The sequence below is a fragment of the Streptomyces sp. NBC_01244 genome (assembly GCF_035987325.1).
In the GTDB taxonomy this organism is placed as follows: Bacteria; Actinomycetota; Actinomycetes; order Streptomycetales; family Streptomycetaceae; genus Streptomyces.
On the sequence record NZ_CP108488.1, the window covers coordinates 965,552 to 990,793 of the forward strand.

Annotated in this window: 23 protein-coding genes and 1 pseudogene; 9 read left to right on the top strand and 15 right to left on the bottom strand. The window is 71.7% G+C overall.

What is annotated here, in order from left to right:
• The first annotated feature begins 74 nt into the window (after nt 1–74).
• On the top strand, nt 75–4,043 hold the full coding sequence (locus OG247_RS04060) for an AAA domain-containing protein (protein WP_327250881.1): 3,969 nt from the start codon (nt 75–77) through the stop codon (nt 4,041–4,043).
• Between the two features lie 4 nt (nt 4,044–4,047).
• On the opposite strand, the gene OG247_RS04065 is transcribed toward OG247_RS04060, so the two are convergent.
• From OG247_RS04065 to OG247_RS04080, 4 genes are read right to left on the bottom strand one after another with little or no spacing between them, the layout of a single operon-like run.
• On the bottom strand, nt 4,048–4,755 hold the full coding sequence (locus tag OG247_RS04065) for an ABC transporter ATP-binding protein (RefSeq protein WP_327250882.1): 708 nt from the start codon (nt 4,753–4,755) through the stop codon (nt 4,048–4,050).
• 6 nt (nt 4,756–4,761) lie between these two features.
• The gene (locus tag OG247_RS04070) at nt 4,762–5,298 is read right to left on the bottom strand and encodes an ABC transporter permease (protein ID WP_327250883.1); all 537 of its coding nucleotides are present in this window, start codon (nt 5,296–5,298) and stop codon (nt 4,762–4,764) included.
• 16 nt (nt 5,299–5,314) lie between these two features.
• Nucleotides 5,315–5,761, bottom strand: coding sequence for a hypothetical protein (locus OG247_RS04075; protein ID WP_327250884.1), 447 nt, complete (start codon nt 5,759–5,761; stop codon nt 5,315–5,317).
• 59 nt (nt 5,762–5,820) lie between these two features.
• A complete protein-coding gene (locus OG247_RS04080; protein ID WP_327250885.1) occupies nt 5,821–7,095 on the bottom strand; it encodes an ABC transporter permease in 1,275 nt (424 codons plus the stop codon).
• A gap of 170 nt (nt 7,096–7,265) precedes the next feature.
• Between OG247_RS04080 and OG247_RS04085 the strand changes: the two genes are divergently transcribed.
• Together OG247_RS04085 and OG247_RS04090 are read left to right on the top strand one after the other, a co-directional pair.
• Nucleotides 7,266–7,928 (top strand): response regulator transcription factor, encoded by a 663-nt coding sequence (locus OG247_RS04085; RefSeq protein ID WP_327250886.1) that lies wholly within the window; start codon nt 7,266–7,268, stop codon nt 7,926–7,928.
• Nucleotides 7,919–9,112 (top strand): sensor histidine kinase, encoded by a 1,194-nt coding sequence (locus OG247_RS04090; protein WP_327250887.1) that lies wholly within the window; start codon nt 7,919–7,921, stop codon nt 9,110–9,112. The genes OG247_RS04085 and OG247_RS04090 overlap by 10 nt, the downstream gene beginning before the upstream one ends.
• Nucleotides 9,113–9,126: 14 nt before the next feature.
• Here the strand turns inward: OG247_RS04090 and OG247_RS04095 are convergent, their stop codons facing one another.
• Nucleotides 9,127–9,783: a response regulator transcription factor gene (locus tag OG247_RS04095; RefSeq protein WP_327250888.1), complete on the bottom strand. Its 657-nt coding sequence runs from the start codon at nt 9,781–9,783 to the stop codon at nt 9,127–9,129.
• A gap of 47 nt (nt 9,784–9,830) precedes the next feature.
• Entirely contained in the window at nt 9,831–11,033 is a 1,203-nt protein-coding gene (locus OG247_RS04100; RefSeq protein ID WP_327250889.1) for a sensor histidine kinase, read from the bottom strand.
• 472 nt (nt 11,034–11,505) lie between these two features.
• Between OG247_RS04100 and OG247_RS04105 the strand changes: the two genes are divergently transcribed.
• Complete coding sequence (locus OG247_RS04105) at nt 11,506–12,474, top strand: PP2C family protein-serine/threonine phosphatase (protein ID WP_327250890.1); 969 nt, start codon at nt 11,506–11,508, stop codon at nt 12,472–12,474.
• Nucleotides 12,475–12,511: 37 nt separating this feature from the next.
• On the opposite strand, the gene OG247_RS04110 is transcribed toward OG247_RS04105, so the two are convergent.
• From OG247_RS04110 to OG247_RS04125, 4 genes are all read right to left on the bottom strand, one after another.
• Nucleotides 12,512–15,151 carry a SpoIIE family protein phosphatase gene (locus tag OG247_RS04110; protein WP_327250891.1) on the bottom strand — a complete coding sequence of 880 codons (2,640 nt, stop codon included), beginning with the start codon at nt 15,149–15,151 and terminating at the stop codon, nt 12,512–12,514.
• A gap of 214 nt (nt 15,152–15,365) precedes the next feature.
• On the bottom strand, nt 15,366–16,205 hold the full coding sequence (locus OG247_RS04115) for a hypothetical protein (RefSeq protein ID WP_327250892.1): 840 nt from the start codon (nt 16,203–16,205) through the stop codon (nt 15,366–15,368).
• Nucleotides 16,186–16,428, bottom strand: a complete 243-nt coding sequence (locus tag OG247_RS04120; protein WP_327250893.1) for a hypothetical protein — start codon at nt 16,426–16,428, stop codon at nt 16,186–16,188. Before OG247_RS04120 ends, OG247_RS04115 begins: the two co-directional genes overlap by 20 nt.
• A 234-nt stretch (nt 16,429–16,662) precedes the next feature.
• On the bottom strand, nt 16,663–17,508 hold the full coding sequence (locus OG247_RS04125) for a YhjD/YihY/BrkB family envelope integrity protein (protein ID WP_327250894.1): 846 nt from the start codon (nt 17,506–17,508) through the stop codon (nt 16,663–16,665).
• A 235-nt stretch (nt 17,509–17,743) separates the two neighbouring features.
• Here OG247_RS04125 and OG247_RS04130 point away from each other — a divergent pair, with 235 nt between their 5' ends.
• Entirely contained in the window at nt 17,744–18,286 is a 543-nt protein-coding gene (locus OG247_RS04130) for a potassium channel family protein (RefSeq protein WP_327250895.1), read from the top strand.
• 13 nt (nt 18,287–18,299) lie between these two features.
• Here the strand turns inward: OG247_RS04130 and OG247_RS04135 are convergent, their stop codons facing one another.
• A complete protein-coding gene (locus tag OG247_RS04135) occupies nt 18,300–19,367 on the bottom strand; it encodes a PP2C family protein-serine/threonine phosphatase (RefSeq protein ID WP_327250896.1) in 1,068 nt (355 codons plus the stop codon).
• 226 nt (nt 19,368–19,593) lie between these two features.
• Between OG247_RS04135 and OG247_RS04140 the strand changes: the two genes are divergently transcribed.
• Complete coding sequence (locus OG247_RS04140; protein WP_327250897.1) at nt 19,594–20,334, top strand: hypothetical protein; 741 nt, start codon at nt 19,594–19,596, stop codon at nt 20,332–20,334.
• A 104-nt stretch (nt 20,335–20,438) separates the two neighbouring features.
• On the opposite strand, the gene OG247_RS44725 is transcribed toward OG247_RS04140, so the two are convergent.
• From OG247_RS44725 to rpmB, 4 genes and pseudogenes are all read right to left on the bottom strand, one after another.
• Entirely contained in the window at nt 20,439–21,491 is a 1,053-nt protein-coding gene (locus OG247_RS44725) for a pectinesterase family protein (protein ID WP_442813580.1), read from the bottom strand.
• Nucleotides 21,465–22,805: pseudogene (locus tag OG247_RS44730) on the bottom strand (pectate lyase family protein); the annotation flags it as partial. The pseudogene OG247_RS44730 and the gene OG247_RS44725, both read right to left, overlap by 27 nt.
• A 166-nt stretch (nt 22,806–22,971) precedes the next feature.
• Nucleotides 22,972–23,277 (bottom strand): 30S ribosomal protein S14, encoded by a 306-nt coding sequence (gene rpsN / locus OG247_RS04150; protein ID WP_327250899.1) that lies wholly within the window; start codon nt 23,275–23,277, stop codon nt 22,972–22,974.
• The gene (gene rpmB, locus OG247_RS04155) at nt 23,277–23,513 is read right to left on the bottom strand and encodes a 50S ribosomal protein L28 (protein WP_327250900.1); all 237 of its coding nucleotides are present in this window, start codon (nt 23,511–23,513) and stop codon (nt 23,277–23,279) included. Before rpmB ends, rpsN begins: the two co-directional genes overlap by 1 nt.
• Nucleotides 23,514–23,580: 67 nt before the next feature.
• Here rpmB and rpmG point away from each other — a divergent pair, with 67 nt between their 5' ends.
• From rpmG to OG247_RS04170, 3 genes are read left to right on the top strand one after another with little or no spacing between them, the layout of a single operon-like run.
• Complete coding sequence (gene rpmG, locus OG247_RS04160; protein ID WP_327250901.1) at nt 23,581–23,745, top strand: 50S ribosomal protein L33; 165 nt, start codon at nt 23,581–23,583, stop codon at nt 23,743–23,745.
• A gap of 43 nt (nt 23,746–23,788) precedes the next feature.
• Nucleotides 23,789–24,037, top strand: coding sequence for a type B 50S ribosomal protein L31 (locus OG247_RS04165; RefSeq protein ID WP_327250902.1), 249 nt, complete (start codon nt 23,789–23,791; stop codon nt 24,035–24,037).
• The gene (locus OG247_RS04170) at nt 24,034–25,185 is read left to right on the top strand and encodes a CobW family GTP-binding protein (RefSeq protein ID WP_327250903.1); all 1,152 of its coding nucleotides are present in this window, start codon (nt 24,034–24,036) and stop codon (nt 25,183–25,185) included. The genes OG247_RS04165 and OG247_RS04170 overlap by 4 nt, the downstream gene beginning before the upstream one ends.
• Nucleotides 25,186–25,242: the final 57 nt, after the last annotated feature.

Below are 25,242 nucleotides of genomic sequence, written 5' to 3' on the forward strand. Positions count from 1 at the left end.
GTCCGGTAGATTCGGTGACACAGCTGATCTTCAGGGGAGCGGCGGGTGCCGCGCGTGCGACACGGGGGCAGTGAGTGCGGAGCGGTGACGCGCAGAACCATCGGCGGAGGGCCCTGCTCGAGTGCTGGCGCGCGATCGAGCTGTTCAGTCCGCCGACCATCCCGGCGCTGCCCCGGCGGCGCCCCGCCGCACGCTCCGCGGGGAGGGACGAGTACATCGTCGACCTCACCCCGGAGCCGGGCCGGGTGCCGCCGCTCCTGCCGTGGGCCGCGGACCACCCGCAGACGGGGGCGCGGCGGGCACCGCACCGTTGGATGTGGCGGCACGAGGTCTACTGCGGTGTCTTCGAGCTGGAGTTGCTCCGCCAGGCGATGATCGCGGTACTGCCCGCGGGGACCGATCCGGACCCCGGCGTGCCGCAGAGCGAGCTGGTGCTGTCGGGCCAGAGCGCGATGTTCGCGCTGGTCCTGGACGACGAGGGCCGACCGCTCGAGGACACGTCCGTGATCTCCGCGTGCGGCTGGGCTACGGGGCGTCTGTTCGATCCGGGACCGTCCGCCGCCGGGTGGCTGGACGGCTTCGAGGAGCTCAACGACGCGTTCGGCACTGCCATCGACGAGCTCACCACCACCGCGATCCCCTACGGTCCCACCGCACCGGCCGCCGGTGCGACGTACGAGCGCCGGCCCGGCTCCGGGGGTGGGCCGGGGGCCGGCACCGGAAACTGGCAGCGGCTGCTCGCCGAGATCCTGGGCGGCGCTGCCGTCGGCGCGGTCGGGGCCCTGTTCGGCGAGGTCGCCGGCGCCGCGTTGCAGGGCGCGGCGGAGCCCCTGGTGCGGCGCGCCGCGGACTGGGCCGCGGCCCGCCGTCCTGCCGAGGAACAAGGGGAGTCCGGGCGGCCCGAGGGCACCGCGGGCGTCCCCGAGACTGCGCCGGCCGACGGTCCTGGCACGTCGGCGGAGTCCGGGACGAGCGCCGACGCCGGCCCCCGTGCGCTCGGGTTCGCCGATCTCGTCGCCCTGACCGCGCAGATCGCCGACCTGTGCGGGGTACGGGACCAGCTGCGGCCGCAGGTGGTCCGGGTGCGCAGCAGGCTGGTCCGCCGGCCGGCGGACCCGCGGAAGAAGGCCGCCGTCGCGGCCCCGTTCCTGAACAGTCTGCTCCCACCCGACCTCGCCCGGGTGTCCGCGGCGGTCGGCAAGGGCATCGGCCCGGCACTGGCGGCGTACCTGACCGAGCTCGACTCCGTCGCCGTGGGGGCGCGGACGGATGTCCGCCAAGAGCGCGGGGTCGTCCTGGACGGGGTCGCTCCGGACCTTGTTCCGGCCGGCCGCTGGCCCGCAGCGGCGCGGTTCCCGCTCGCCCTGAGCCAGCAGTTCGCGGTCGACCGCATGCTCGCCGACCGAGCGGGGAGCGAGGGCGGGATGTTCTCCGTGAACGGCCCGCCGGGCACGGGCAAGACCACGATGCTGCGCGACCTGGTCGCCGCCCTGGTCGTGGAGCGAGCGGCGGTGCTGGCCACCTTCGACCGGCCCGGTCAGGCGTTCACCGGTCCCCCGTGGCGTGGCCGGGACCGCCAGGGTCGCCACCCCCGCTTCGTGTCGCGGCTCGACCCGCGGCTGACCGGGTTCGAGATCGTGGTCACCTCCTCCAACAACGGCGCCGTGGAGAACATCACCGCGGAACTGCCCGGCATCGGCGCGCTCGGCGAGCACTGGCGGGGCGGCCCCGACCACTTCTCCGACCTTGCCTCCGCGCTCCTCGGCGGGCCGGCCTGGGGGCTGGTCGCGGCGGTGCTCGGCAACAAGTCCAACCGCAGGGAGTTCGGGGAACGGTTCTGGTGGGGCAGGCTCCCCGAGAAGGAGACCGATGCCCGCTCCGCCGCCGGTCTGCCGCCGCTGCGGGGCATGCGGGATGTCCTGAGCGACTGGATTGGGCCGAATCCCACACCCGGCGGCCGGAGTCCCGTGACCCCGGAGCAGCAGGCCCAGGCCGCGGTCGTCGGCCCCGCCCTGCCCGTGCCGTCATGGACCGGGGCCGTCGCCGCGTTCCGGGCCGCCCAGGCCGAGGTCGAGCGGCTGCGCTCCGGGCGCGCCCGGCTGGCCGCGGCCCTGTCCGCCGTCGAGTCCCCGTCGGCCGGGCAGCGGATCGCGGACCTGGAGGCGGCCGTGTCCAGGGCCGACGGGCAGGTCGCCGCCGCCACGGCCGTCCTGGACCGGGCCGCCGCCACCGGCGCCGCCGCCCGGACCGCCACCGCGAGGGCCGAGGCCGGACACCGGGCGGCCTGCGAGCACGTACCGCGGGCCCGCCAGGAGCTGGCCACCGCCCGCGCGGACCTGTCGGCCGCCCGTGAACTGGCCGCGCGGCAGCGTGAGTACGTGAGCGCGCTCACGGCCCGCCACGACGCACCCCCGGCCACCGAGCGGGGCCTGCGCGGCGGACTGCGCCGGCTGCTGCAGAGCTCCGCCGACCGGCAGGCCGCCGAACGGCAGCAGGAGCACACCCAGGCCGAGATCGGGTACTTGCTCGTCCAGCAGCGCACCGCGCTCGAGGACTCCCTGGAGCGGGTCGCCGCAGCCGCGCGCACCGAGTCGCTGGCCGCCACCCGGGAGGACCGGTCCGGCGCCGACGTCGACGAGGCCGCCGCCGGTGTCACCACCGCCCTCGCGTACGAACGGGCCGCGAGCGCGCGGGAGGCCACGGCGGCCACCGCTCTGCGGCAGGCCCGGCAGGCCGCCGACTCGTCCCGCCGCGACCTGCGGGGCGCCGTGGCCGAACTCGACGGCCGCCACCGCGAACTGCGGGAGGCCGCACGGACCCTGACCTCACTGCCGCTCGGCTGGGCCCACCTCGACGAGGCCGACCAGGAGCTGGGCGCGCCCTGGTCCGACGAGGCCTGGTCGACCGCGCGCAGCGACCTGTTCCTGCGCGCCCTCGACCTGCACCGCGCCTTCGCCGCCGGGGCCGCGAAGAAGATCCGTGGCAACCTCCAGCTCCTCATGGAGCTGATGGCCGGTACCAACGGGCCCGTTCCCGACGAGGAGGTCGAGCGTGCCTGGCAGACCCTCTTCCTCCTGGTGCCCGTCGTCTCCACCACGTTCTCCTCGGTCGGCAGCATGTTCGCCCGCCTCGGTCGGGAGTCGATCGGCTGGGTCCTCGTCGACGAGGCCGGACAGGCCACCCCGCAGGCCGCCGTCGGTGCGCTGTGGCGCGCCCGCCGCGCCGTCCTGGTCGGCGATCCGCTCCAGCTCGAACCCGTCGTCACCATGCCCACGGCCCTGCAGCGCCGGCTGCTGCGCGCCCACGGCGTCGACGAGCACTGGCTTCCCTCGGCCACCTCGGCCCAGGCCGTCGCCGACCGGACCAACCGCTACGGCACCTACCTCCCGTCCCCGGACACCGACGACGAGCACGTCTGGGTGGGTTCGCCGCTCCGCGTGCACCGCCGCTGCGAAGATCCGATGTTCACGGTCAGCAACGAGGTCGCCTACGGAGGCCTCATGGTCTACGGCACCGAACCCAAGGCGTTCCCCGACGCGGAACGCGGCGGCCTGCTCCCCAGCCGCTGGCTCAACACCGACGACCCGGCCCGCCCCTCCGACGCCCCGTGGGGCGAACGTGACCGCCGGGCCTTCGAGTTCGTCCTCGACGGTCTGCGCCGGCACGGCGTCGAGGTCGAGCGCGTGCGCGTCATCGCCCCCTTCCGGGCCCTCGTCGCCGAATGCCAGAGGGTCTGCCGCAGTCGTGAGGGCTGGACGTCCGAGCTGATCGAGGAGCGCTGCGCCACCGTCCACCGGGCCCAGGGCAAAGAGGCCGATGTCGTCGTCCTCGTGCTCGGCGGCGGGCGCCCCGGCGCCCGTGAGTGGGCGGCCGGCACCCCGCATCTCCTCAACGTCGCCGCGAGCCGTGCCAAACGCCGCCTGTACGTCATCGGCGAGCGCAGCCTGTGGGCCCCGCTCCCGCACTTCGACGTCCTCGCCTCCGAGCTGCCGCAGTTCCACCACGTCCGAGACCGCGCCACGTGGCCGCCGGACACCGAGTGACCGCTCATCGGGTTCGCACCTGTTCGGTGAGTTTTCCCTTGCGCAGGCTGAGGATGCGGTCGGACCGTGCGGCCAGTTGCCGGGAGTGGGTGACGACGACCACGCACGTGTTCCGCTCGTGAGCGAGGTCGCGGAAGGTGTCGATGACGCCCTGGGCGGTGTCCTCGTCGAGGTTTCCGGTGGGTTCGTCGGCGAAGAGGATGTCGACGTCGCAGGCGAGGGCGCGGGCGATGGCGACGCGCTGTTGCTGGCCGCCGGAGAGCCGCATGACGTTCCGGGTGGCCATCGTCTTGTCCAGGCCGATGTGCTCGAGGAGTTGCAGGGCGCGGGCCTTGCGGCTGCCGGTGCCGGGTTTCGCGCCGGTGATCTCCATGGCGGTGGTGACGTTCTGGAGTGCGCTCATGTAGGTGAGGAGGTTGTACTGCTGGAAGATCGTGGCGGCGTGCTTGTTGCGGTAGCGGCCGAGGCCGAGCTCGGTGAGGTCCTGCCCGTCGAAGCTGATCGTGCCCTTGGTGGGGGTGTCGAGGCCGCTGGCGAGGGAGAGCAGGGTGGTCTTGCCGCTGCCTGAGGGGCCCAGGATGGTGTAGAAGGTGCCTCGTTCGAAGGCGTAGTCGATGTCCTTGAGGACGGTGGTCCTGCGGCGCCGGCCGGAGTAGGTGTGGCTGATGCCGGTGAGACGCAGGACGGGCGGGGCCGGGGTGGCGGTGGTCATGGCGGGTCACTTGCCCTTCGTGAGGATGGTGCGGGGGCTCAGCCGCAGTACGGACGCGGCCGGGACGGCGGTGGCGAGGAGGCCGATGGCGAGGCCGACCCCGCCGAGGGTGGCGAGGTCCGCCGGGTCGAGTGCCACCGTGATCTCGTCGATGGGGTCGGCGTTCTCGACGGGCCTGTCGTTCGGGTCGAGGCCCTGGTCGATTCCGGTGCTGCCCGGGGCCGGCGGCTTCCAGGAGCCGATCTTCCGCTCGGCGGCGGAGGCTTCCTCGCCGAGCAGTGCCTGACCGGCACGCTGGGTCAGCTCCGGGGCGAAGAGCGAGCTCACACCCATCGCGATGACGGCGACGGCGACGATCTCCAGGGCCTGCTGGCCGATGAGCTTCCACTTCTTCTCGCCCATCGCCAGCAGGACGCCGTACTCGGTGCGGCGCCGTTTGACGGCGAGGTTGACCAGGAGGGCCAGGACGGCCGCACCGGCGAGGCCCATCAGCCACATGGCGACGGTGGCCGTGGAGCGGATGCTCTTGAGCGGGCCCGTCATCTGCCGGACGGCCTTGTCATTGGCGTCCAGCTTGAAGCCGGCCGCTGCGGAAGTCCGGTAGCAGCGAGGAGTCGAGGACGCCCATGGCCGCGGTTCCACCGGGGCCCATGGGCTCTTTCGGCCCGCCGTCGACCAGCTTGTTCTTGCCCGTCAGGAGGGCGCGGTCCCACGTCGAGTACGTGTACTTCTGCACCTGGGGCAGGGTCCCGAGCCTGTCGACGGTCGCGGCGTCGATGCTCGGTGCCTGGAGCTGTGCCGTTGTGCCCATCCGGCTCATGTCCACGTCGAGGTTGACCTCGGCGCCCACCGAGCGTGTGGCGTCCTGTTCGGCGCGGGCCGTCGCACCGTTGATCAGGACGCCGGCCAGCACCATCACGGAGATGACGAGGAAGGTGGCGAGGGTGATCAGGGTGTGGCCCTTGCGGGCCCACAGGCTGAGCCCTGCACGTGTGACGAAGTTCAAGGGGATCCGCTGCTCTCTCGGTCCGTTTCGGCGGGTGAGTGTTCGTGGGGGTGGGGCGGCTATTCGCTGTCGGTGAGGAGGGAACGGGGATGCAGGCGCAGGATCCCGAGGCCCGGGATGACCGTGGAGACCAGGGACATGCCGAGCGCGATTCCGGCGACCTTGCCGACATCGGCCGCCTCGACCCGTACCGTGGGCGAAGCGATCTCGGCGTCCGGGGTACTGCCGGACGAGACCGGCTTGTGGCCCTGGTGGCCGAGGAACGCCTCCCCGGCGGGCTGCCCGGCGAACGAACCGGCCAGAGCGGCGAGGGCGACGGCGGGCAGGGCCACGGCCGCCACTTCGACGGCGTGCTGGCCGATGAGCTTCCACTTCTTCTCGCCCATCGCGAGCAGCACTCCGAGCTCCGTGCGCCGTTCGCGGATCTGCAGGGCCACGACGAGGCCGAGGATCAGCGCTCCGGCCAGGGCGATCACCCGGACCATCAGTCCCGCGAACGTGCCGACCCGCTCGATGGGCAGGACCTGGTCCTTGTAGGCCTTGTCGTTGACGCGGAAGTCGAAGCCGCCCTTGCCCAGGAGCCTTTCGGTCTCGGCGTGCAGTCGCCGGGCCCGGTCCGGCGAGCCGATCTTGAAGACCGCCTCGCTGACCGTCGCGGTACCGGCGGTGAGCTTCTCCGTGGTGCCCACCGGGACGTACAGCGTGTTGCCGGGCAGTTCGTGCGGCGCCGTCCACATCGCCGGATCCCGTGCCGGGTCCCGGAAGATGCCGACGACCGTCACGGGCATCGTGCGCGCGCCGTCCGGCGACCGCACCCGTACGGTGTCGCCCGCCTTCAGATGGTTCGCGTCGGCCAGGCGCTGCTCGATCACCGCGACGTCGCGCCCCTCGTCTTCAGGGGTGATGCCGCGACCTGCCGTGACCTTCGTCGAGCCGTACGAGAAGGGCAGGAGCATCCCCGTGTCACGCACACCGTTCACGGCCAGCTCGCTCTTCGCCCCGTCCTCGGTCGCGGTACCGCCCGGCTCCGGAAATCTCGGCGTCAACGGCGTGAACCCCTGCGCGGCGGCCCGCACCCGCATCTCCGCGTTGTAGCGGTGGACCAGGCCCGGGGCGGCGAGCCGGTCGGCCTGAGCCCGGGTGAGACCGTCCTTCCGGACGGTCACGTCGACGCCGATGGAACGCCGCGCGTCGCTTTCCCGGCGGGCGGCGGCATCCTCCAGCAGAAGGCCGCCGAGGAGCAGGGCGCAGATGACGAGGAAGATCGCCAGCAGGGCCGCGGTCTTGGATCTCCTGCTCCCCAGGCTCATGCCGGCGCGCTTGACGAAGTTCATGGCCACGACCAAAGCAGTCTGCTGTTTGCTGCGGGATAAGCGTGTTGCAGGGAGATAAGGACGCGCCTCACACGGCGCCGCACACGTCCGGCCCTTCAGGTGCCGATCACCGCACCCCACGCGTGCGCGTCCTTATCCGGCTGCAATCGTGATCTTGGTTCCCTGTAGTCATGAGAGTCCTGGTAGCGGAGGATCACCGCGTTCTCGCCCGCACCATCGCCACCGGCCTGCGCCGTCAGGCGATGGCCGTCGACATCGCCACCACGGGCGTCGAGGCCGAGCGGATGTGCTTGCTCACCTCCTACGACGTACTGGTCCTCGACCGCGACCTGCCGGTCATGAGCGGCGACGAGGTCTGCAGACGGCTGCGCGAGCTCACCGACCCGCCACGGATCCTGATGCTGACCGCGGCGGGCGAGCTCACCGACAAGGTCTACGGCCTCACCTCGCTCGGCGCCGACGACTACCTGGCCAAGCCCTTCGACTTCACCGAACTCGTCGCCCGGATCAGGGCCCTGAGCCGCCGCACCCCCAAGCCGCCCCACACCGTGCTGAGTTTCGGCAACATCACCCTCGACGAGACGCGTCGCGAAGTGTCCGTGGACGGAAACCCGCTGGAGCTCTCCCCGAAGGAGACCGCGGTCCTGCGCCTGCTGATGCGGGCCGGTGGGGCACCGGTGGCCCACGACGAGATCGTCCGCACCGTCTGGGACGAACACCTCGACCCGGGCACCAGCGCCGTCCGCACCACCATCAGCCGGCTGCGCGCCAAGCTCGGCGACTCCTGCCCGATCCTCACGGCCAAGGGAGAGGGGTACCGGCTGTGCGGCTGAACCCCCGGGCACTGCTCACGAGGCTGCCCTTCCGCGCCCGCCTCGCCATGGCCTTCTCGGGGCTGTTCCTCCTCGCCGGCATCCTCCTCCTCGCCTTCGTGGTGGTGCTCGCACGCTACGGAACGTCCCAACAGGTCCAGGGCATCTCGGTCACCTACGGCGGCGACCTGCCGACCGGCACAGCCACCCCCTTCGGGCCCGTACACCCCACCCGCCCGGACCCCACGCTCGATCCCCCGAGCGATGTCGCCATGATCCAGAAGATCGACCGGACCGTGCGGGCCGTCCAGGACACGGCACTGCGCCAGATGGTGCTCTGGTCGGCCGTCGGCCTCCTCGTCATGGCCCTCCTCGCCGGATTCCTCGGGTGGTGGCTCGCCGGACGGGCACTGCGCCCCGTCGCCTCCATGACCGAAGCCGCCCGCCGCATCAGCGAACAGAACCTGCACCAACGCCTCGCGCTCACCGGACCCGACGACGAACTCCACCGCCTCGCCGACACCTTCGACACCATGCTCGACCGGCTGGAGAAATCCTTCGAGAGCCAGCGCCGCTTCGTCGCCAACGCCTCCCACGAGCTCAAAACGCCGCTCGCGGTTCAGCGCACCACCCTCCAGGTCGGCCTGGCCGACCCCCTGCCCGACGGCCTCACCGAAGTCCGCGAAGACCTGCTCAACGCCAATCGGGAAGCGGAACAGCTCATCAACGCCCTCCTGCTCCTGGCCCGCAGCGACCGCGGACTGGAGCAGACCGAGCCCGTGGACCTCACGACGACCGCCCGGCTCGTGGTCGCCGAACTCGCCCCCCTCGCAGCCGAGTCCGGGCTGCGCCTCGAGACCGACGCACGCTCCCCGATGGTCCTCCCCGGTGACCCCGTCCTGCTACGGCACCTCCTGACGAACGTGATCCGCAATGCCATCCAGTACAACCACCCCGGCGGCCACGTCCTCGTGCGAGCCGGGGCCTCCACCGTGTCGGTGACCAACTCCGGCCCCCGCGTCCCCGCCGACCGCGTCCCCGACCTGTTCGAGCCCTTCCGCCGCCTCGACGGCGACCGTACGGCCACCTCGGGCCACGGTCTGGGCCTGTCGATCGCGGCCTCCATCGCCCAGGCCCACCACGCCACGCTGGCCGCCCGTCCCGGCCCGGAGGGCGGACTCACCGTCACCCTGCACTTCCCCTGACGGCCCCGGGTACGTCACGTCGTCACGAGCCCCGCTTCGTAGGCGAACACGACGGCCTGCGCGCGGCTGGTGAGGGCGAGTTTGGTCATGCAGCGGTGGACGTGGGTCTTGATGGTCGCCGGGCTCAGGACGAGCCGGACGGCGATCTCGGCGTTCGACATGCCGGCGCCGACGAGGGTGAGGACTTCCCGCTCCCTCGGGGTGAGGGCATCGGCCGGGTGTGAGGTCGCCGGCGGCACCGCGGGCCGGACGGCGCAGAGGGCGAGGAGTTCCTGGAGGGCGGCGGGACTCAGGAGGGTGTCGCCTGCGTGGACGGTGTGGATGGCGGCGATCAGGCGGTCGGGCGGGGTGTTCTTGAGGAGGTACCCGCCGGCTCCCGAGCGCAGGGCCTGGAGGACGTAGGTGTCCAGGTCGAAGGTGGTCAGGATGATGATCTTGGGCGGGTTCCAGGGGGCGTTCTCCAGGATGTGCCGGGTGGCGGCGATGCCTCCGATGCCCGGCATGCGGATGTCCATGAGGATGACCTCGGGGCGGAGTTCGGCCGCGGCGACGATGGCCGTTTCGCCGCTTTCGGCCTCGCCGACGACCGTGATGCCGGGCGCGGCTTTCAGGAGCGCGACCAGTCCGGATCGGACGAGGATCTGGTCGTCGACGACGAGGATCGTGGGCATGAGCTGGATTTCCCCCGGGGCACGGCAGCAGTGACCGGCGGCCGCGATCACTGGTGGTTCGGTATCGGCAGGGTGAGGTCGACCTGGTATCCGCCCTGGGGGCGGGGGCCGGCAGCGACGCTACCGCCGTAGATTGTGGCCCGCTCCCTCATGCCCATCAAGCCGTGACCTGGGAAATCTCGCTGTGCGGGCAAGGATTGGCCGGTTCCGTCATCTGTGATGCGCACGCTGAGGCCCGAGGTGTCGTGGCGGAAGGTCATCTCGACGGCGGCGTGGTGAGCGTGTTTGAGAACGTTGGTGAGGGCCTCTTGGACGATCCGGTAGACGCACATGTCGATGCCCGCGGGAAGGCGGGTGGGGACCTCTCCCACGACCCGTACGGCGACTCCGGCCGCGTTGACGCGTTCGATCAGGGGCGGGAGCGCGGCCAGTCCCCGCGGTTGTACGTCGTCCTCGCCGGGACGAGAGCCGGCCCGTTCGGTGCCGTGCCGCAGGACGGTCAGCATGCGCCGCATCTCGTCGCCGGCCTCGCGGGCGCTGTCCGCGGCCGTGTGCAGGGCCTGGCGTGCGGCGGGCGGGTCGGAGGTGAAGACGTAGTCGGCCACCCCCGCCTGGATGGAGATGACGGAGACGTGGTGGGCGATGACGTCGTGGAGTTCGCGGGCGATGCGCATGCACTCGTCGGTGACCGCGCGGCGCGTCCTCTCCTCCTGTTCGTCCCTCAGTTGCCGTGTGAGGGCGGCCAGGCGTTCGCCGCGTTCCGCGAAGCGGCGGGAGACGTCACCGGTGACCCAGGTGACCGCGGCGGTGGACGTGACGAAGGCGACGCCGAGGCCTCCGATCCCGGGCTCCAGCAGACGGGTTCCCCACAGGAGTACGAGCCAGGTGACCACTGCGGCGGGCACGGAGACGGTACGGACCCGACGGGAGGCGACGGTGTAGCAGGCCAGGCCGAGCCCGCATACGGTCACGGCGGGATAGTGGGCCAGGCTCAGGTAGACCACGTCGCACAGCGCGACCCAGACCAGGACGGGGACGGGGAACCGGCGGCGGACGGCGAGAGGGAGGTAGACGGCGCACAGCAGGCCGTAGGACCACAGGTCGTTGTCGCGCCAGTACCCGTTGGGGTCGGGCCAGTTGTGAAGCATGGCGGCGGAGATCCCCAGCGACCCCAGCGCGTAGACCACATCCGCGATCTGGGCCAGGAGCTGAAGGCGCGGGATCGTGAACGGGGCGGAGGGTCTTGTCATGGCCGCAGCCTAAACACCGGCCATCCGGTGACCGCTCCGCCGGGGTGCGGCCCCGACCGGCGGGCGGAGGTCAGGGGTGGCCGGAGGTCGGGGTGGCCCGAGGTCAGTGGTGGCCCGAGGTCAGTGGTGGCCCGAGGTCAGTGGTGGCCCGAGGTCAGTGGTGGCCGGACATGATCATGCCCAGCGGCCGACCGGTCACGGGCGGGCAGGTCCCTGCCGCCCGCCGAGGCGGTTCCCGCCCCGTCCCGCGGGCCGGCGATCGGGTCCGGCGACCCGGGGCGGGCCCCCGGTCGGTTCGCCGGGTCGGTTCGCCGGAGTGCCGTGCCTCCATGAGGTGGATACTCTGGACATTGTGATCGAGTCTGGACCGCCACGGCACCGTAGGCGCCCAGGCCCGGGAAGCCTTGTACGGCTGTCGCCGGTCATCCTGACCGTCGTCATTGCCAGCCTGGCCTACACCACGCCGCCGGACATGGCCTTCAGCCGCCTCCTTCCCGCGGCGCCGGCCCTGGCCGCCGCGATGTGGCCGGTCCTCCCCACCGTCCTGCTCGGGACGGTCTGCCTCCTTCTGATGATCGGCCTCAGCCTCGTTTTCCCCGATCTGGGCACGTGGTGGACGGCCTCGGGCATCATCGCGGTCACCGTGGCCGCCGCGTACGGAAGCCACGTCCGGCTCCAGCGCGAGCGCACCCTCTTCCAGGTGAGGCTCGTCGCCGACGCCGCGCAGCAGGTGGTGCTGAGCCCCATGCCGCGCCGCTTGGGCAACATCGAGATCGAGTCGCTGTACCTCGCGGCTGCGGCGGAGGCCCGCATCGGCGGGGATTTCTACGAGGTGGTCGACACGCCTTTCGGGATCAGACTGCTCATCGGTGACGTGCGCGGCAAGGGCCTGCCGGCCGTGGGAGCGGCCGCCGCGATCGTCAACGCCTTCCGGGAGGCCGCCTTCGGCGAGGCCGCCATGGTCGACGTCGCACGCAGACTGGACGCCAGCAGCACCCGTTACAACTCCGCCTTCCCCTCCGACGGGGCGGAGCGCTTCGCCACAGCCCTTCTCGTCCAGATCCCGCACGGGGGCGGACGGATCGACATCCTCAACTGCGGACACCCTCCGCCGATGCTCCTGAACCGCAGGAGACTTCGCGTCCTGGAGTCCGCCACTCCCTCACCGCTGATCAGCCTCGCGGAGCTGGTCGGCGATCACTACAACGTCGAGACCTACGATTTCGACCCTGGCGACCTGCTGCTCCTCTATACCGACGGGATCGCCGAGGCCCGCGCCCGAGACGGCGAGTTCTTCCCCCTGGCAGCCTGGATGCGCCGGCAGCCGCCGACACCGCCCCGCGAACTGCTCACCGCGCTTCACCGCGATCTCCTGCGCTACAGCAGGGGACGCCTCGACGACGACGTCGCCGCCCTCGCCGTACGTCTGTGCGAGCCCTGAGGGCGGCGCCGGCGAAGGCCATGCCCACCGGCCCCGCTCAGTGTTCCGGCAGCGGCTGCTCGGACCAGATGATCTTCCCGGTGCGCGTGTAACGGGTGCCCCATCGGCCGCTGATCTGAGCCACCAGGAAGAGCCCACGACCCCCTTCGTCCATGGTCGCGGCGTACCGCAGGTGGGGTGAGGTGCTGCTGCCGTCGGAGACTTCGCAGGTCAGCAGCCTGCCGTCGTTGAGCAGCCGTACACGGACCGGTGCGCCGCCGTGCCGGATGGCGTTCGTGACGAGCTCGCTCAGTACGAGTTCCGTGCCGAAGGCGAGCTCGGAGAGGCCCCATTCCTCGAGCTTCTCCACGGCGCGGGCCCGCACGCCCCCCACGGCGGTCGGCTCGAACGGCACCTCCCAGTCGGCGATGCGGTCCGCGGCCAGCGCGTGCGTCTGCGCGATGAGGACGGCCACGTCGTCCTTCGGGCGTACCGGCATCACCCCCTTCAGGACGGCCCGGCAGGTCTCGTGGGGCCCCGGACCCGCGTGGGAGAGTGCCGAGCGGAGCAGCTCGAGCCCCTCGTCGATGTCACGGCCCGGGGTCTCGATCAGGCCGTCGGTGTACAGCACCAGCTGCGAGCCCTCGCTCAGGTCCAGCTCCGCCGACTCGAAGGGGAATCCGCCGAGCCCCAACGGTGCGCCCGGGGGCAGGTCGGGCATCTGCGCCGATCCGTCGGGACGCACCACGAACGGTGGCACGTGCCCCGCGCGGGCCATCGTGCACCGCTGTGTCACCGCGTCGTACACGGCGTACAGGCAGGTCGCTCCGATCAATTCGCCGTCGGTGCCGACGCCCTCCCCGCTCTGGTCGATGTACTGGACGAGGTCGTCCAGGCGCGCCAGCAGCTCGTCGGGAGGAAGGTCCAGGGACGAGAAGTTGAGCACGGCCGTACGCAGCTGGCCCATGGTCGCCGCGGCGCGCAGTCCGTGGCCGACGACGTCACCCACGACCAGGGCGACCCGGCTGCCGGGAAGCGGGATCACGTCGAACCAGTCGCCGCCGACGCCGGAGTGGGCGGGCAGATAGTAGTGCGCCACCTCCACGGCGGTCTGCTCGGGCAGCTCGCGCGGCAGCAGGCTGTGCTGGAGCGTCACGGCCAGGGCGTGCTCACGGGTGTAGCGGCGGGCGTTGTCGATGGTGACGCCGGCCCGTGCCACGAGCTCTTCGGCGAGCGAGAGGTCCTCGTCATTGAAGGGTTCCGGTTTCCGCGAGCGCCAGAAGTTGGCCACGCCGAGCGTGACCCCGCGGGCCGTGAGGGGGGCGGTGATCAGGGAGTGGATCCCGAACTCGACGATCTTCCGGGTCCGCTGCGGGTCCTGGGCCTGCCAGCCGGGCGCGTCGGCGAGGTCGGGCACCACCTCGGCCCGGCCGCTGGTGAAGCCGCGGGCCTGCGGTGTGGACGGCAGGAAGTCGATCAGCCTGCCGCGCGGATAGAGGGGCGCATCGTCGCGGATGCCGCTCACCCCGGTCCGGCGCAGCTCCGCGTCCGGGGTGGGCTCGTCCCCGTGCAGCACGCTCTCGGCCAGGTCCACGGTCACGAAGTCCGCGAAGCGCGGCACGGCGACGTCGGCGAGTTCCTGGGCCGTCCGCTCCACGTCGAGGGTGGTGCCGATGCCGGTGCCGGCGTCGTACAGCAGCTTCAGCCGTCTGTGGGCCGCGTCGGCCCGTGCGCTGAGCACGCGCATTTCGGTGGAGTCCCGGATGGTGACGGCCGCTCCCTCGGGCCCGCCGCCGGGCCGGGTGGGCCTCTGGCTGATCACCAGCAGCCGGTCGCCGGCCTCGTGCACCTCGTCGGTGGCCTCCCGACGGGACAGCAGGAGTTCGGACACCTGCCGATCGAGGCCGGGCAGGTCCCGGATGAGGGCCCCTTCGGCATCGGGGGCGAGCCGCAGGAGCCGCTTCGCCTCGTCGTTCGCGAGCAGGAGCCGCCCCGCGCCGTCGGTGATCAGCACCCCCTCGCGTACGGCGTGCAGCACCGCGTCGTGGTGCTCGTACATCCGTGTCATCTCCAGCGGGCCGAGGCCGTGGGTCTGGCGCCGGAGGCGTCTGCTGATCAGTGCCGCGCCCCCGGTGGCCAGGGCGAGGCCGGCCGCGCTGACGCCGAGGATCACGGGGAGTTGCCGGTGGACCACTCCGGTGACGCTCTTCACGGTGAGGCCGGCCGAGACCAGTGCGACGACCCGGCCGTCGCCGTCGACCACCGGCACCACGGCCTGGATCTCGTTGCCCAGCGGACCGTCGACGCTCTCCGTGTAGACGCGGCCGGCGAGCGAGGGCGCGATCGTCCCCACGAACCGCTTGCCGATGCGGTCGGGCAGAGGGTGGGTGTAGCGGATCCCCTCGGTGTCCATCACCACGATGAAGTCCACCCCGGTGGCCTTGCGCGTCGACTCCGCGAGCGGCTGGAGGATCGCGGAGGGATCGGGGGAACGGAGGGCCTCTTGCAGCCCGAGCGAGCGGGCGAAGGTCTCGGCGACCGCCACGGACCGGCTGCGGGCCTCGCGGTCGATGTCGTGGCGCGACTGGAGCACCAGTGCCAGCACCGCACCTGCGGCGAGCAGCACCACGACCGCCACCTGCAGGACGAACACCTGCCGGGCGACGCTGCGCGGGCGATTGCCCTTCAGTGACCGCACCGACGTCCCCGGTACGGGTTACAAGGAGAGGTCACAAATCAGTTGTAGCATTCCCGGCCGCCCGTCGTTCGGCACCGGCGCATCACTGCGCGGGCCGAACCCGATCGCGGGAACGTCCGACGGCAGGTCCTGCACGTCCTCGACCCCGCTCCGGGCACCACCCGCGGCCGCCTCGACACACTCCGTGACCCCATGACGCCGGCTCCGCACCGGCCTACCGGGAGGGTGAGGGAGGCAGGCTGCCGTCCCCCGGACCGTCCGTCCTCGCGCCCACCCGGCCACCGGCCGCCAGCAGTGCCAGTACGGCGAGCACGGCGAGCAGGATGAGGGCCAGGAGCAGGACCGTGAGCACCGTGGGGTGGTTCCACAGGGCGAACACGAGGGCGAGGACCAGCAGCACTCCGGCGGTGAGCAGGCGCCGGTGGGCTTGCACCCACGTGCCGACGCGGCCGGTGTGCACTCCGTGGGCGGCGCTCCAGCCCGCTGCGGAGTCTGCCGCGCGCTCCGCCGTGCCCCGCACACCACGGGGCAGTCGGCCGGCACCGGACAGCCAGGCGCCGAGGGCCACCACGATCCCGAGGACCATCGCGGTGCGGAGGCTGACCCTCAGGAACCGCACGAGCGTGTCGAAGATCGCCACCGCGGCCGCGGGCGACTGGACCTGCTCCGGAAGGTGGTCGAGGTAGTAGCGGCGGGCGACGGCGAGGCCGATGGCGAGGATCAGGCAAGCGGCGGCCGCGCACAGCACGGTGGTGACCAGCGCCCGGCGCCGGCGCCGGGCGACCAGCACACCGATGGTGCCGAGGACCACGGTGAGCACGGGAAGCCAGTTGCCGAGGACGTCGAGGAGGTGGACGGCTCCTCTGATCTTCGCAAGCTTGTCGGACTGGAAGAGCACCATCTGCTTGTCGACCTCGGGGATCTTCTCGGCAGGTTCGAGCCCCGCCTTCACGAGGTCCTGCTTGAGGGTCTCCACGGCATCGCCGATGTCGAGCGTGACGGTGCCGCCCTCGACCTCCACCGGGCCCCGGCCCTCACCGGTCAGCGCCCGCACCACGGACGAGTGCGCGGCACGGTTGGCGGTGACGGACGTCGGCCACCTCGGAGATGCGGTGCACCGCGGCCGCTTCGATCGCCGGGTCGGAAGCGAGGCGGGCGACCGTGGCCACGTAGCGGTCGGTGTCCAGCACGATGTCGTGCACCCAGACCGTGAGGAGCGAGACCGGTACGAAGACGCACGTCATCGTGATCAGTACTGCCGAAACCGCGCTCGTCACGATCCGCCGGGCACGCCCTCCGCCCTTCCGGCCCAGTGCGGGTGACCCATCTGACGGTTCGGGCGGCACACCCATGGAGCTCCCTGGGGACAGAGACGAAAGAGGACCGGTTCTGGGCCATTGGACACGCCACACCGCGGTTCCGCGCGTTCGGTTGCGCCTACGGTGGAAGGAGCCGGCCACCCGTGGGGCCGCGGGGGCAGCCGGTCCCGGCCGCTCCGCGGCCGCCCTCCGTCACCTTGCCGGGGAGCTGACGGGCGTGCGGAGCCAGCGCGTCGGCAGGGGCTCGCGGGCCACCACGTATCCGATGGCGATGGCGGCCGTGGCGACGATGAAGTAGACGATCAGCCAGGACAGCAGGACGAAGACCGAGCCGAGACCTCCGAACTGCTGCAGGCTGCGCTCCACGGCATGGGGCATGTAGATCCTCGACCCCCAGGACAGCAACTGCGCCCCGGACGCGACGAGCAGGGCACCGGGCAGCAGCGGCAACCATGGAACCCGGGCGCCGAGCAGCAGGTGCTGGGTCCACCACCACAGCAGCGTGTTGCCGGCCAGCGCGAGGAAGAAGCCCCCGGCCAGACCGGCGCCGAAGGCGTCCTGCAACGTCCCCTGGAACAGCACCACACCCAGGCATACGGTGAGCCAGGCCAGCCACCGCCAGGCGGCGAGCCTGGCCTTGGCCTTGGGCAGGTGCCAGGACCGCTCGCACGTCATCTGCATGGCCCGGCTCCACGCGGTCGCCGACAGCAGCGTCACCGCGATCCCCACCCCGCTCACCGAGACCGTGTCGCCGGTGGCGGCGTACACCGACCGCACCTGGTCCAGCGCGGCGCCCTGGAGCCCCAGTGTCGTACGGAGGGACGAGACCACCTGCTCCCGGAGCGAGTCGGGGGCGAGTGAGCCGATGACGAAGAGGGCGGGCAGCGCACCGAGAAACGCCTGTGCCGCCAGCCTGGTCGCACAGTCCAGGACGTTGACCGCGGCGAGCTGTTCGAGGATCCGGCCCAGGAACGGCGTGTGCCTGCGCATCCAGCCGGGCACGGTGAGCCAGCGCGGCCTGCCCTCTGGTTCGGACACGGTGAACTCCTCACGAGGAACGGTTCGCGACGGCTGCGACCACCCTTCCACGAGAAGGGACGAAAGGGTGGATGTCCGACCTCTACGGCGAGCACCGCGGCGGGAGATGCCGGGCACGCAGGGCATGCGGGGGATGCCTGAGATGCAGGCCGCCGCGACCGGTGCTGCAATGGCTGCGGATCTCTGCCCACGAAGGGATGCCCGGGCGGATCCCGGTCCGGTGCGAGGAGTGGTGATGAGCGACGACGAGGGGGGCGGGCTCCCACCGCGACAGCGCCGCCGCGTACTGGCCGAGTGCCTGTTCCGCTCGACCGCATCGGCCGTCCTGCTGACCGCCCTGTTCTATCTGGTCCCCCTGGAGCGCGGGTTCGGCGTCCTCACCGTCACGCTCCTCGTCCTCGGCCTCGCACTGTTCGGCGGTCTGGTCGCCTGGCAGGTCACCGCCATCACCCGTGCGGCGTACCCGAGACTGCGCGCCATCGAGGCACTGGCCACCGCCGTGCCGCTGTTCCTGGTCCTCTTCGCCGTGTCGTACTTCCTGCTCGCCGAGGAGGTACCCCAATCGTTCTCGGAGCCCCTGAGCCGGACCGACGCGCTGTACTTCACGGTGACCGTGTTCGCGACCGTGGGCTTCGGGGACATCGCCCCCACCACCGAGGTCGGCCGCGCCTTGACCACCGTGCAGATGATCGCCGACCTGATCGTGGTGGGAGTGATCGCCAAAGTGCTCTTCGGCGCCGTCAGGATCGGGGTGCGAAGGCGGGGGGAAGGGAAGTGACAACGCTCCCGCCTCATGCGAACCGGTCGATGAGGATCATCGCCACGTCGTCCGTCAAGCGGCCCTCGGTGTGCCGGATCAACGCCTTGTGCACTTCTTCCAGAAACTCCTGCGGAGAGGTACCGGCGGGTATCCGCTCCATGATCTCCGGCAGCGGGAGGAAGTCGTTGTCACGGTTGCGGGCTTCGATGACGCCGTCGGTGTAGAGCAGGAGCCGGTCGCCGGGCAGGAACGGGTAACTCTCGGGCCGCGCAGGAGGGCCGCTGAAGAGGTCTTCGAGACCGAGCGGTGGCAGTGGCGAGGCGGGCATCAGGGTCTGAACCCTGCCCTCGCGCAGCACCAGCGCGGGCGGATGGCCGCGGTTGACCAGGTGCACCACCGGTTCGTCCGGCACCTGGGCGATGAGGGCGGTGGTGAATCCCTCCATGAGGACTTCCGGAAGTTCTGCCTGGGAGTAGGTCCCCTGCACCGCGGCTTCTCGCCGCAGCGCGGCCGCGCAGTGGTTCATGACCTCCTGCACTTCATCCTCGTAGTGAACGGCCTCACGGAACGCGCCCAGGGCCACCGCCACCGCACGTATGGCGGACAGGCCCTTCCCCCGGACGTCCCCCACGATCAGCCGGACGCCGTACCGCGTCTGCACGGCCTCGTACAGATCGCCGCCCACCAGTGCCCCCGTCCCGGCCGCGAGGCAGAGACTGGCCGCACGTACCGGGCCCAGGAGCTCGGGGACGGGCCGCAGGACGACCTCCTGGGCCGCCACCGCGATCCGGCGGACCTGGTCGAGCTCGCTCTGCCTGCGCGTGCGCACGGCGTTACTCAGGATGACACTGGCCACGGACACCACGATGATCCCCAGGAAGTTGCCGATGATCAGCTGGGTCTGGGTTCCCCACGACTGGTTGTAGGTCGCGGAGGTCGCGTTCACCCCCGCGGCGAGGGCTGCCACGGACAGCGTGCCCACCGGGCCCATCGTCAGCGCGGCCAGCGCCGGCGTCGTGGTGAGGACGGGACCGGTGACCAGGTCGTGTGCGGGCGAGAGCTCGATCCCCAGCACGCCCAGCGCGATCGCGAAGGGCACAACCCGCCCCAGCGTGAACAGAGCCTCGCCGTGACCGCCCGCTCCCGGCCGCGAGGACGCTCCTGACCGAACGCGCGACCGAGGATGTGACCTCATGGGAACAGCCTGCCTCGCGGAAGCCGCCAGGGCCTCCCGGAGGCTCATCCGGACTGCGCCCGCCGCGGCGCGGACCTACGCTGATCAGGTGACGGCCGTGTCGGAGCCGGCCGCAAGGAGGTGAGGCCGGATGTCCGCATCCCGGGCAGTCGTGGTCCGCTGCGCGGCCGCCGGAGCCGTCTCCTCGTTGATCCTCGTGGGCGCGGGAGCCGCCAGGGCCGACGACAACGGCATCGCCGACAAGAGCGCCCAGGCCATCGCGGACGCCTCGCGTGAGGCCATGTCCGGCGTCACGTCCATGCGCATGGTCGCCGAGGTGACCGACAAGTCGGGCACCACCGCCCTGGACCTCCGATTCGACGAACGGGGCGACTGCGTCGGCACCGTCACGCCTCCCGGCAGTTCGGGCACGGCCGACATCATCAAACGCGGCGAGGACGTCTGGATGAAGCTCGACGACGCCCTTCTGCGCGCTCAGGTACCGGGCCCCGCGGCCGAGGACGCCATCGCGCTCGTCAACGGCCGTTACCTGCACGGCACTACGGACAGCGTCCTGTTGCGGGACTTCGCCGAATTGTGCGACCTGGACTTCTTCAAGAAGGAGTTCTCGTCGAAACCGGTGAACGAACAGCTGGCCAAGGGTTCGCGCACCACCGTCGACGGCCGCCCGGCCATCTCGGTCACGAGCCGGCACGACGACGAAACGGGCACCTACCAGGTCTCCACCGAGGACAAGCCGTACCTCCTGCGGCTCCAGGGCACCGAAGCGCCCGACAAACGGGTCGAGGCATCCTTCTCCGCCTTCGACGAGCCCGTCCCGGCCAAGCCCCCCGCCCCCGCCGACTCGGTCGACGTATCGCGGCTCCAGTAGGAGTGACACCACGGCGACGGGTGTGGTGTGCACACACCCGTCACCCGTCCCCGCGTTCTACGCGAGCCCGCCCCACACGGCCTCGGTACGGACGGTGGCGCCCATCAGCCCGTCGGGTTCCAGCCGTCGGTACCGGCCAGGTAGGTGCGGGCGGTGTGGCGTGCCGCCTGGTCCGGGCCGAGCTGGGGCCGGTTGGCTCCGGTTCCGGCGCCGGGGCCCGTGTTGGCGTACTCGGCGAACCGGGCCGACTTCCAGGAGAAGCCCCCCATGTCGGTCCACGGTCCGTCCGTCTTCACGGCCGCGGGCAGGCTCGTGTTGCGGACGACCAGCCGGCCGACCGCGCTCGCGCCGGGGTGCCAGGGGCGGCCGAGGTAGTAGGTCCGGGGCCGGGCGGGGCTGCTGATCGTGCTGTCGGTGATGAGGATCCCGTACGGCTTGGCCGAGTCGGTGTTCGGTGCGGCGAGGTAACCGTTGTGACCGCCGGCCGCGGCGCCCCGGTCCCGCAGGGTGATGTTGACGTGGTCATAGACGGCGGTGGCGTTGCCGAAGACGAAGTCGACGTCGCCCGTGACGAAGCAGTGGCGGAAGTACTGGCGGTACTGGCCGGTGGCCGAGGGAGCCCAGTTCAGGACGGTGTCCTGGTGCCCGATGAAACGCGAGTTGAGGTACTGCTGGCGGTCGCCGGACGCGTTGAGAGCCACCGCCTGGGTGTCCTTGACGCCCGGGTGCGCCGACCTTTCCCAGGTGTTCTCGACCGTGACACCGGTGACGGTGATGTCGTTCGCCGAGAAGGTCGCGGTGGCACTGCCCGCGGTTCCGTACGTACCGCCTCCCGGCTTCGGCGTGCCGGAGGCGTTGTCGTAGCTGATGACGACGTCCTCGGCATTGCCGGTGGCGCCCTTGAGCGTCAGTCCGTGCTTGGAGGCGGGGACGTTCACCGTCTCCCGGTAGGTGCCGCGCGCCACGAGGACGGTGTCGCCCGCGGTGGCGGCGTCGATGGCGGCCTGCACGGAACGGTGGGCGGCGGAGCCGTCGGCGGCGACCGTCAGCGCACGGCCGCCGGCGGGACGGGACGGGGCAGTTGGGGACGGAGTGGGAGCGGACGGGGCGGACCCCTTGCCTCCGGTCTCGGTGAGGACCCCCGCGCCCGCCTGCACCGCGAGTTTCGTCGGCAGTCCGGCGGCGGGTTCCAGTCCGGCGGTGAGGGTGGGCTTCCAGTCGACCGTGGTCTTGATCTTCTTGCCGGGGTTGGCGGCGTTGTGGGCGGCGACCAGGTCCACGGGGGCGCCGCCGACGAGGTTTCCGCTGCCGGCGATCGCTCCGGTGCCGTCGCCGCTGAACAGCTGGGAGGCCTTCCGGTCGGAGGAGAGCTTCCAGTGGTTGTTCTGCGCGACGACCTGCGCTCCGGCGCGGGAGTTGACGCTGTAGCTGTGCGCGTAGCCCTCGGACGCCGTGGTGTCGTAGTAGTTGTCGTACAGGTGGATCCGGCCCACCCGGGCGAGCGGGGCGCGCTGGACCACGCCCTGGAAGACGTTGTGGTGGAGCGTCACCCGGAGTTTGGTGTCCTGGTCGCTGCCGCCGATCAGCATCGTCTTGTCGTGGTTGCTGAACCTGTTGTACCCGACGGTCACCAGGTCGGAGGCGTTGGTGATGTCGAGGGCGCCGTCGTGCACCTGGTAGTGGCGGCCGAAGCGGACCGGCTCGGCGGAGTCCGGGTGCGGGGTGTCGGAGAAGCTGTTGTGGTCCACCCAGACGTGGGTCGCGCCGCGCAGGCTGACGGCGTCGTAGGCGGAGTTCCAGTTGCCGGTGGAACCGTCGGTCGGATCCCACTGCGGGAAGCAGTCCCGGACGTCGGTGAGCGAGAGGTTGCGGATGATCACGTTGTCGGCGTTCTTCACCACCAGGCCGCCGCCCCGGATGCCCGCTCCGGTGCCGGGCACGCCGATGACCGTGGTCCGCGCCGGGACCGTGAACACCATGCGGGCGGCCTGCTTGGCCTGGGCCGCCCTGCGGGCGTTCTCCTGAGCTCCGGACGGCAGTTCGGTACGGCCCCAGACGGCGGGATCGTAGGCCTTGAGGTACGAGTCGAGCGAATAGCCGGTGCCCGCGGCGTAGTCGGCGCAGGTCTGGCGCTTCCCGCTGTCGTCGGTGCTCGCGTCGATCAGGCCCTTGACGCGGACGATCCGCGGGGCGCCGGCCGGGCCCGCGGCCAGGGCCTTCGCCAGTTCGGCGCGGGTGGAGACGGTGAAGACCCGTGCCGCGGCCGCGGCCCGGCCGCCCGTGGTGCCCGAGCCGCTCGCGGCCCAACCGTCCCGGGCGGGCAGCACACCGTGGGCGAGGTCGGCGGGTGCCACGGCGTCGGCCTTCACGACGAGCGGTACGGCGCCGAGACCGGCGGCGACCAGGGTGGCCGCGCCGGCCAGGGCAAGCCTTCGGCGCCCGACGGGGCGGCGGTGGGGGGAAGTGGGCATGGGGGTGGCTCCTTGGGACGAGGTGCACCGTTCACCCCTCAGTTGCCGCCGGAGCCCGAAGGGTTGCCGGGCACCCGTCGAAACGTCAACGGGATGTCCGGCAGCCACGCGGGCCCACACCCCGCCGCAGACGTGGGCCCGTTCGCTTCCGCCGGCCGCGCAGGCCCTACCAGGACGACTTCGTGACTCCGGGCAGGAAACCGGCGTGCGCCTGTTCACGCATCCGCACGCGGGACAGTCCGAACTTCCGCAGGTGTCCGCGGGGCCGCCCGTCGACACGGTCCCGGTTGCGCACCCTGGTCGCGCTCGCGTCGCGCGGCTGCTCGCGCAGCTCGGCGACGGCCGCTCCCCGTTCGGCGTCGGTCGACGACGGCCTTCGGATGATCTCCTTCAGCCCCGCCCGCCGGGTGGCGTAGCGCTCGACGATCGCCTTGCGCTTCTCGTTCTGCGCGATCTTGCTCTGCTTCGCCATCAGACCTTCACCCCCCGGGCGCGGATGCGTGCCACCGCGGCCTCGACACCGATCGCGTCGACGGTCTTGATCGCCTTGGCGCTCAGCTTGAGGCGGACGTGGCGCCCCTCACCGGGAAGCCAGTACCGCTTGCTCTGGATGTTGGGGTCGAAGCGGCGGGAAGTGCGCCGGTGCGAGTGGGAGATGGCGTTGCCGAAGCCCGGCTGGGCGCCGGTCAGCTGGCAGTGGGCGGACAAGGGGTTACCTGCCTCTCTGGACGGGGATCACTATTGGAAATGATTTCCATTCCCGTATAGTAGCCCCATGGCACGCAACGAAGTACGCCCGATCGTCAAGCTCCGCTCCACCGCGGGCACCGGCTACACCTACGTCACCCGCAAGAACCGGCGGAACGATCCCGATCGGATGGTGCTGCGCAAGTTCGACCCGGTGGTCCTCCGGCACGTCGACTTCCGCGAAGAACGCTGACCCCGTCTCCCGCTCCCCGCTCCCCCTGCCTGAAGGACACGCCGTGAAGCCTGGAATCCACCCCGCCTACGGACCCGTCGTCTTCCGCGACAAGGCCGCCGACTTCGCCTTCCTCACCCGCTCGACCGCCACCAGCGACAAGACGGTGGAGTGGGAGGACGGCACGACCTACCCCGTCATCGACGTCGAGATCTCGTCACAGAGCCACCCCTTCTACACCGGCACCGCCCGTGTCCTGGACACCGCCGGCCGCGTCGAGCGCTTCGAGCGCCGCTACGGGGGCGGCAAGTGAGACTGCCCGTCGTCATCGTCGGCGGGCTGCACCGCGACGCCCGCAAAGAAGTCGTGGACCGGCTGCTCCGGTCCGTTCCGGGCAGCGTCGCGCTCCACCACGACCTGGCCACAGCGCCCGCCGGTACCGTGCTGCGCGTCGTGCGCGACGCTTCGGGCGAACTGTCCCGAGGCGAGGCGCCGCTCTTCAACGACTGCGCCTGCTGCGCGCTCCGCGAGGACCTGGTTCCCGAGCTCGAACGGCTGGCCGGCAGCGGATTGACGCGCCTGGCCGTCGTCGAGCTGTGGGACTCCGTCGAGCCCAAGGCGATGGCCGAGGTCGTCGCCGGGCACGGCGGCGGCGTACTCGATCTCACCGGCGTGATCACCGCCGTGGACCCCGCGCTCGTCCTGCCCTATCTCGTCAACGGCGACGATCTGGCGGACGTGGGCCTCGCGGCGGCCGCCTCGGACCGGCGCACGGTCGGGGACACCTGGGCCCGGCAGCTGGAGTACGCCCCCGTACTGGCCCTCGTGGACGGCAACGACGCCATCGACGCCGACGAGACCGACCTTGCCCTCTTGGCCCAACTCCATCCGACCGCCCGCCGGGTGTCCGCCGGATCCGGGGAACTGGCCCAGGCGGCCTTCGCCGGCTTCGACGTGGAGACCGCGGCCGCCGCCCAGCACCCGGCCTGCGCCTTGCTGCCGCAGGAGGCGGAGGAAGCGGGAGTCGCCACCTTCGTCTGGCATCGCAGCCGCCCCTTCCACCCCGAGCGGCTCTACGAGGCCCTGGAGGACCTCTGCTGCGCCGCCGCCCGCAGCCGCGGCCGGTTCTGGCTCGCCGACCGCCCCGACACCTTGCTGGCCTGGGACGCCGCGGGCGGAGCTCTGTGCGTGGAAAACGCGGGGCCCTGGCTGGCCTCCCTCCCGGACGCCGCCTGGGAGATGGTGCCGCCGATGCGCAGGGCGGCCGCCTCGCTCGACTGGCATCCGGAGCACGGCGACTGCTGCCAGCACCTCGTCTTCACCTCTCCCGGCCTCGACCGCGACGGGCTGGAGCGACTCCTGGAGTCCTGCCTGCTCAACGACGCCGAGTACGCCTCGGGGCCCGAGGAGTGGCGGAGACTGCCGGCCGCCTTCGACTCGCTCCTCGCCCCCGCCTCCTGACGAACGCCCGCGAAATGGCCCTGCTGCCGTACGGCGGCAGCCGGTAGAGCCACGAGC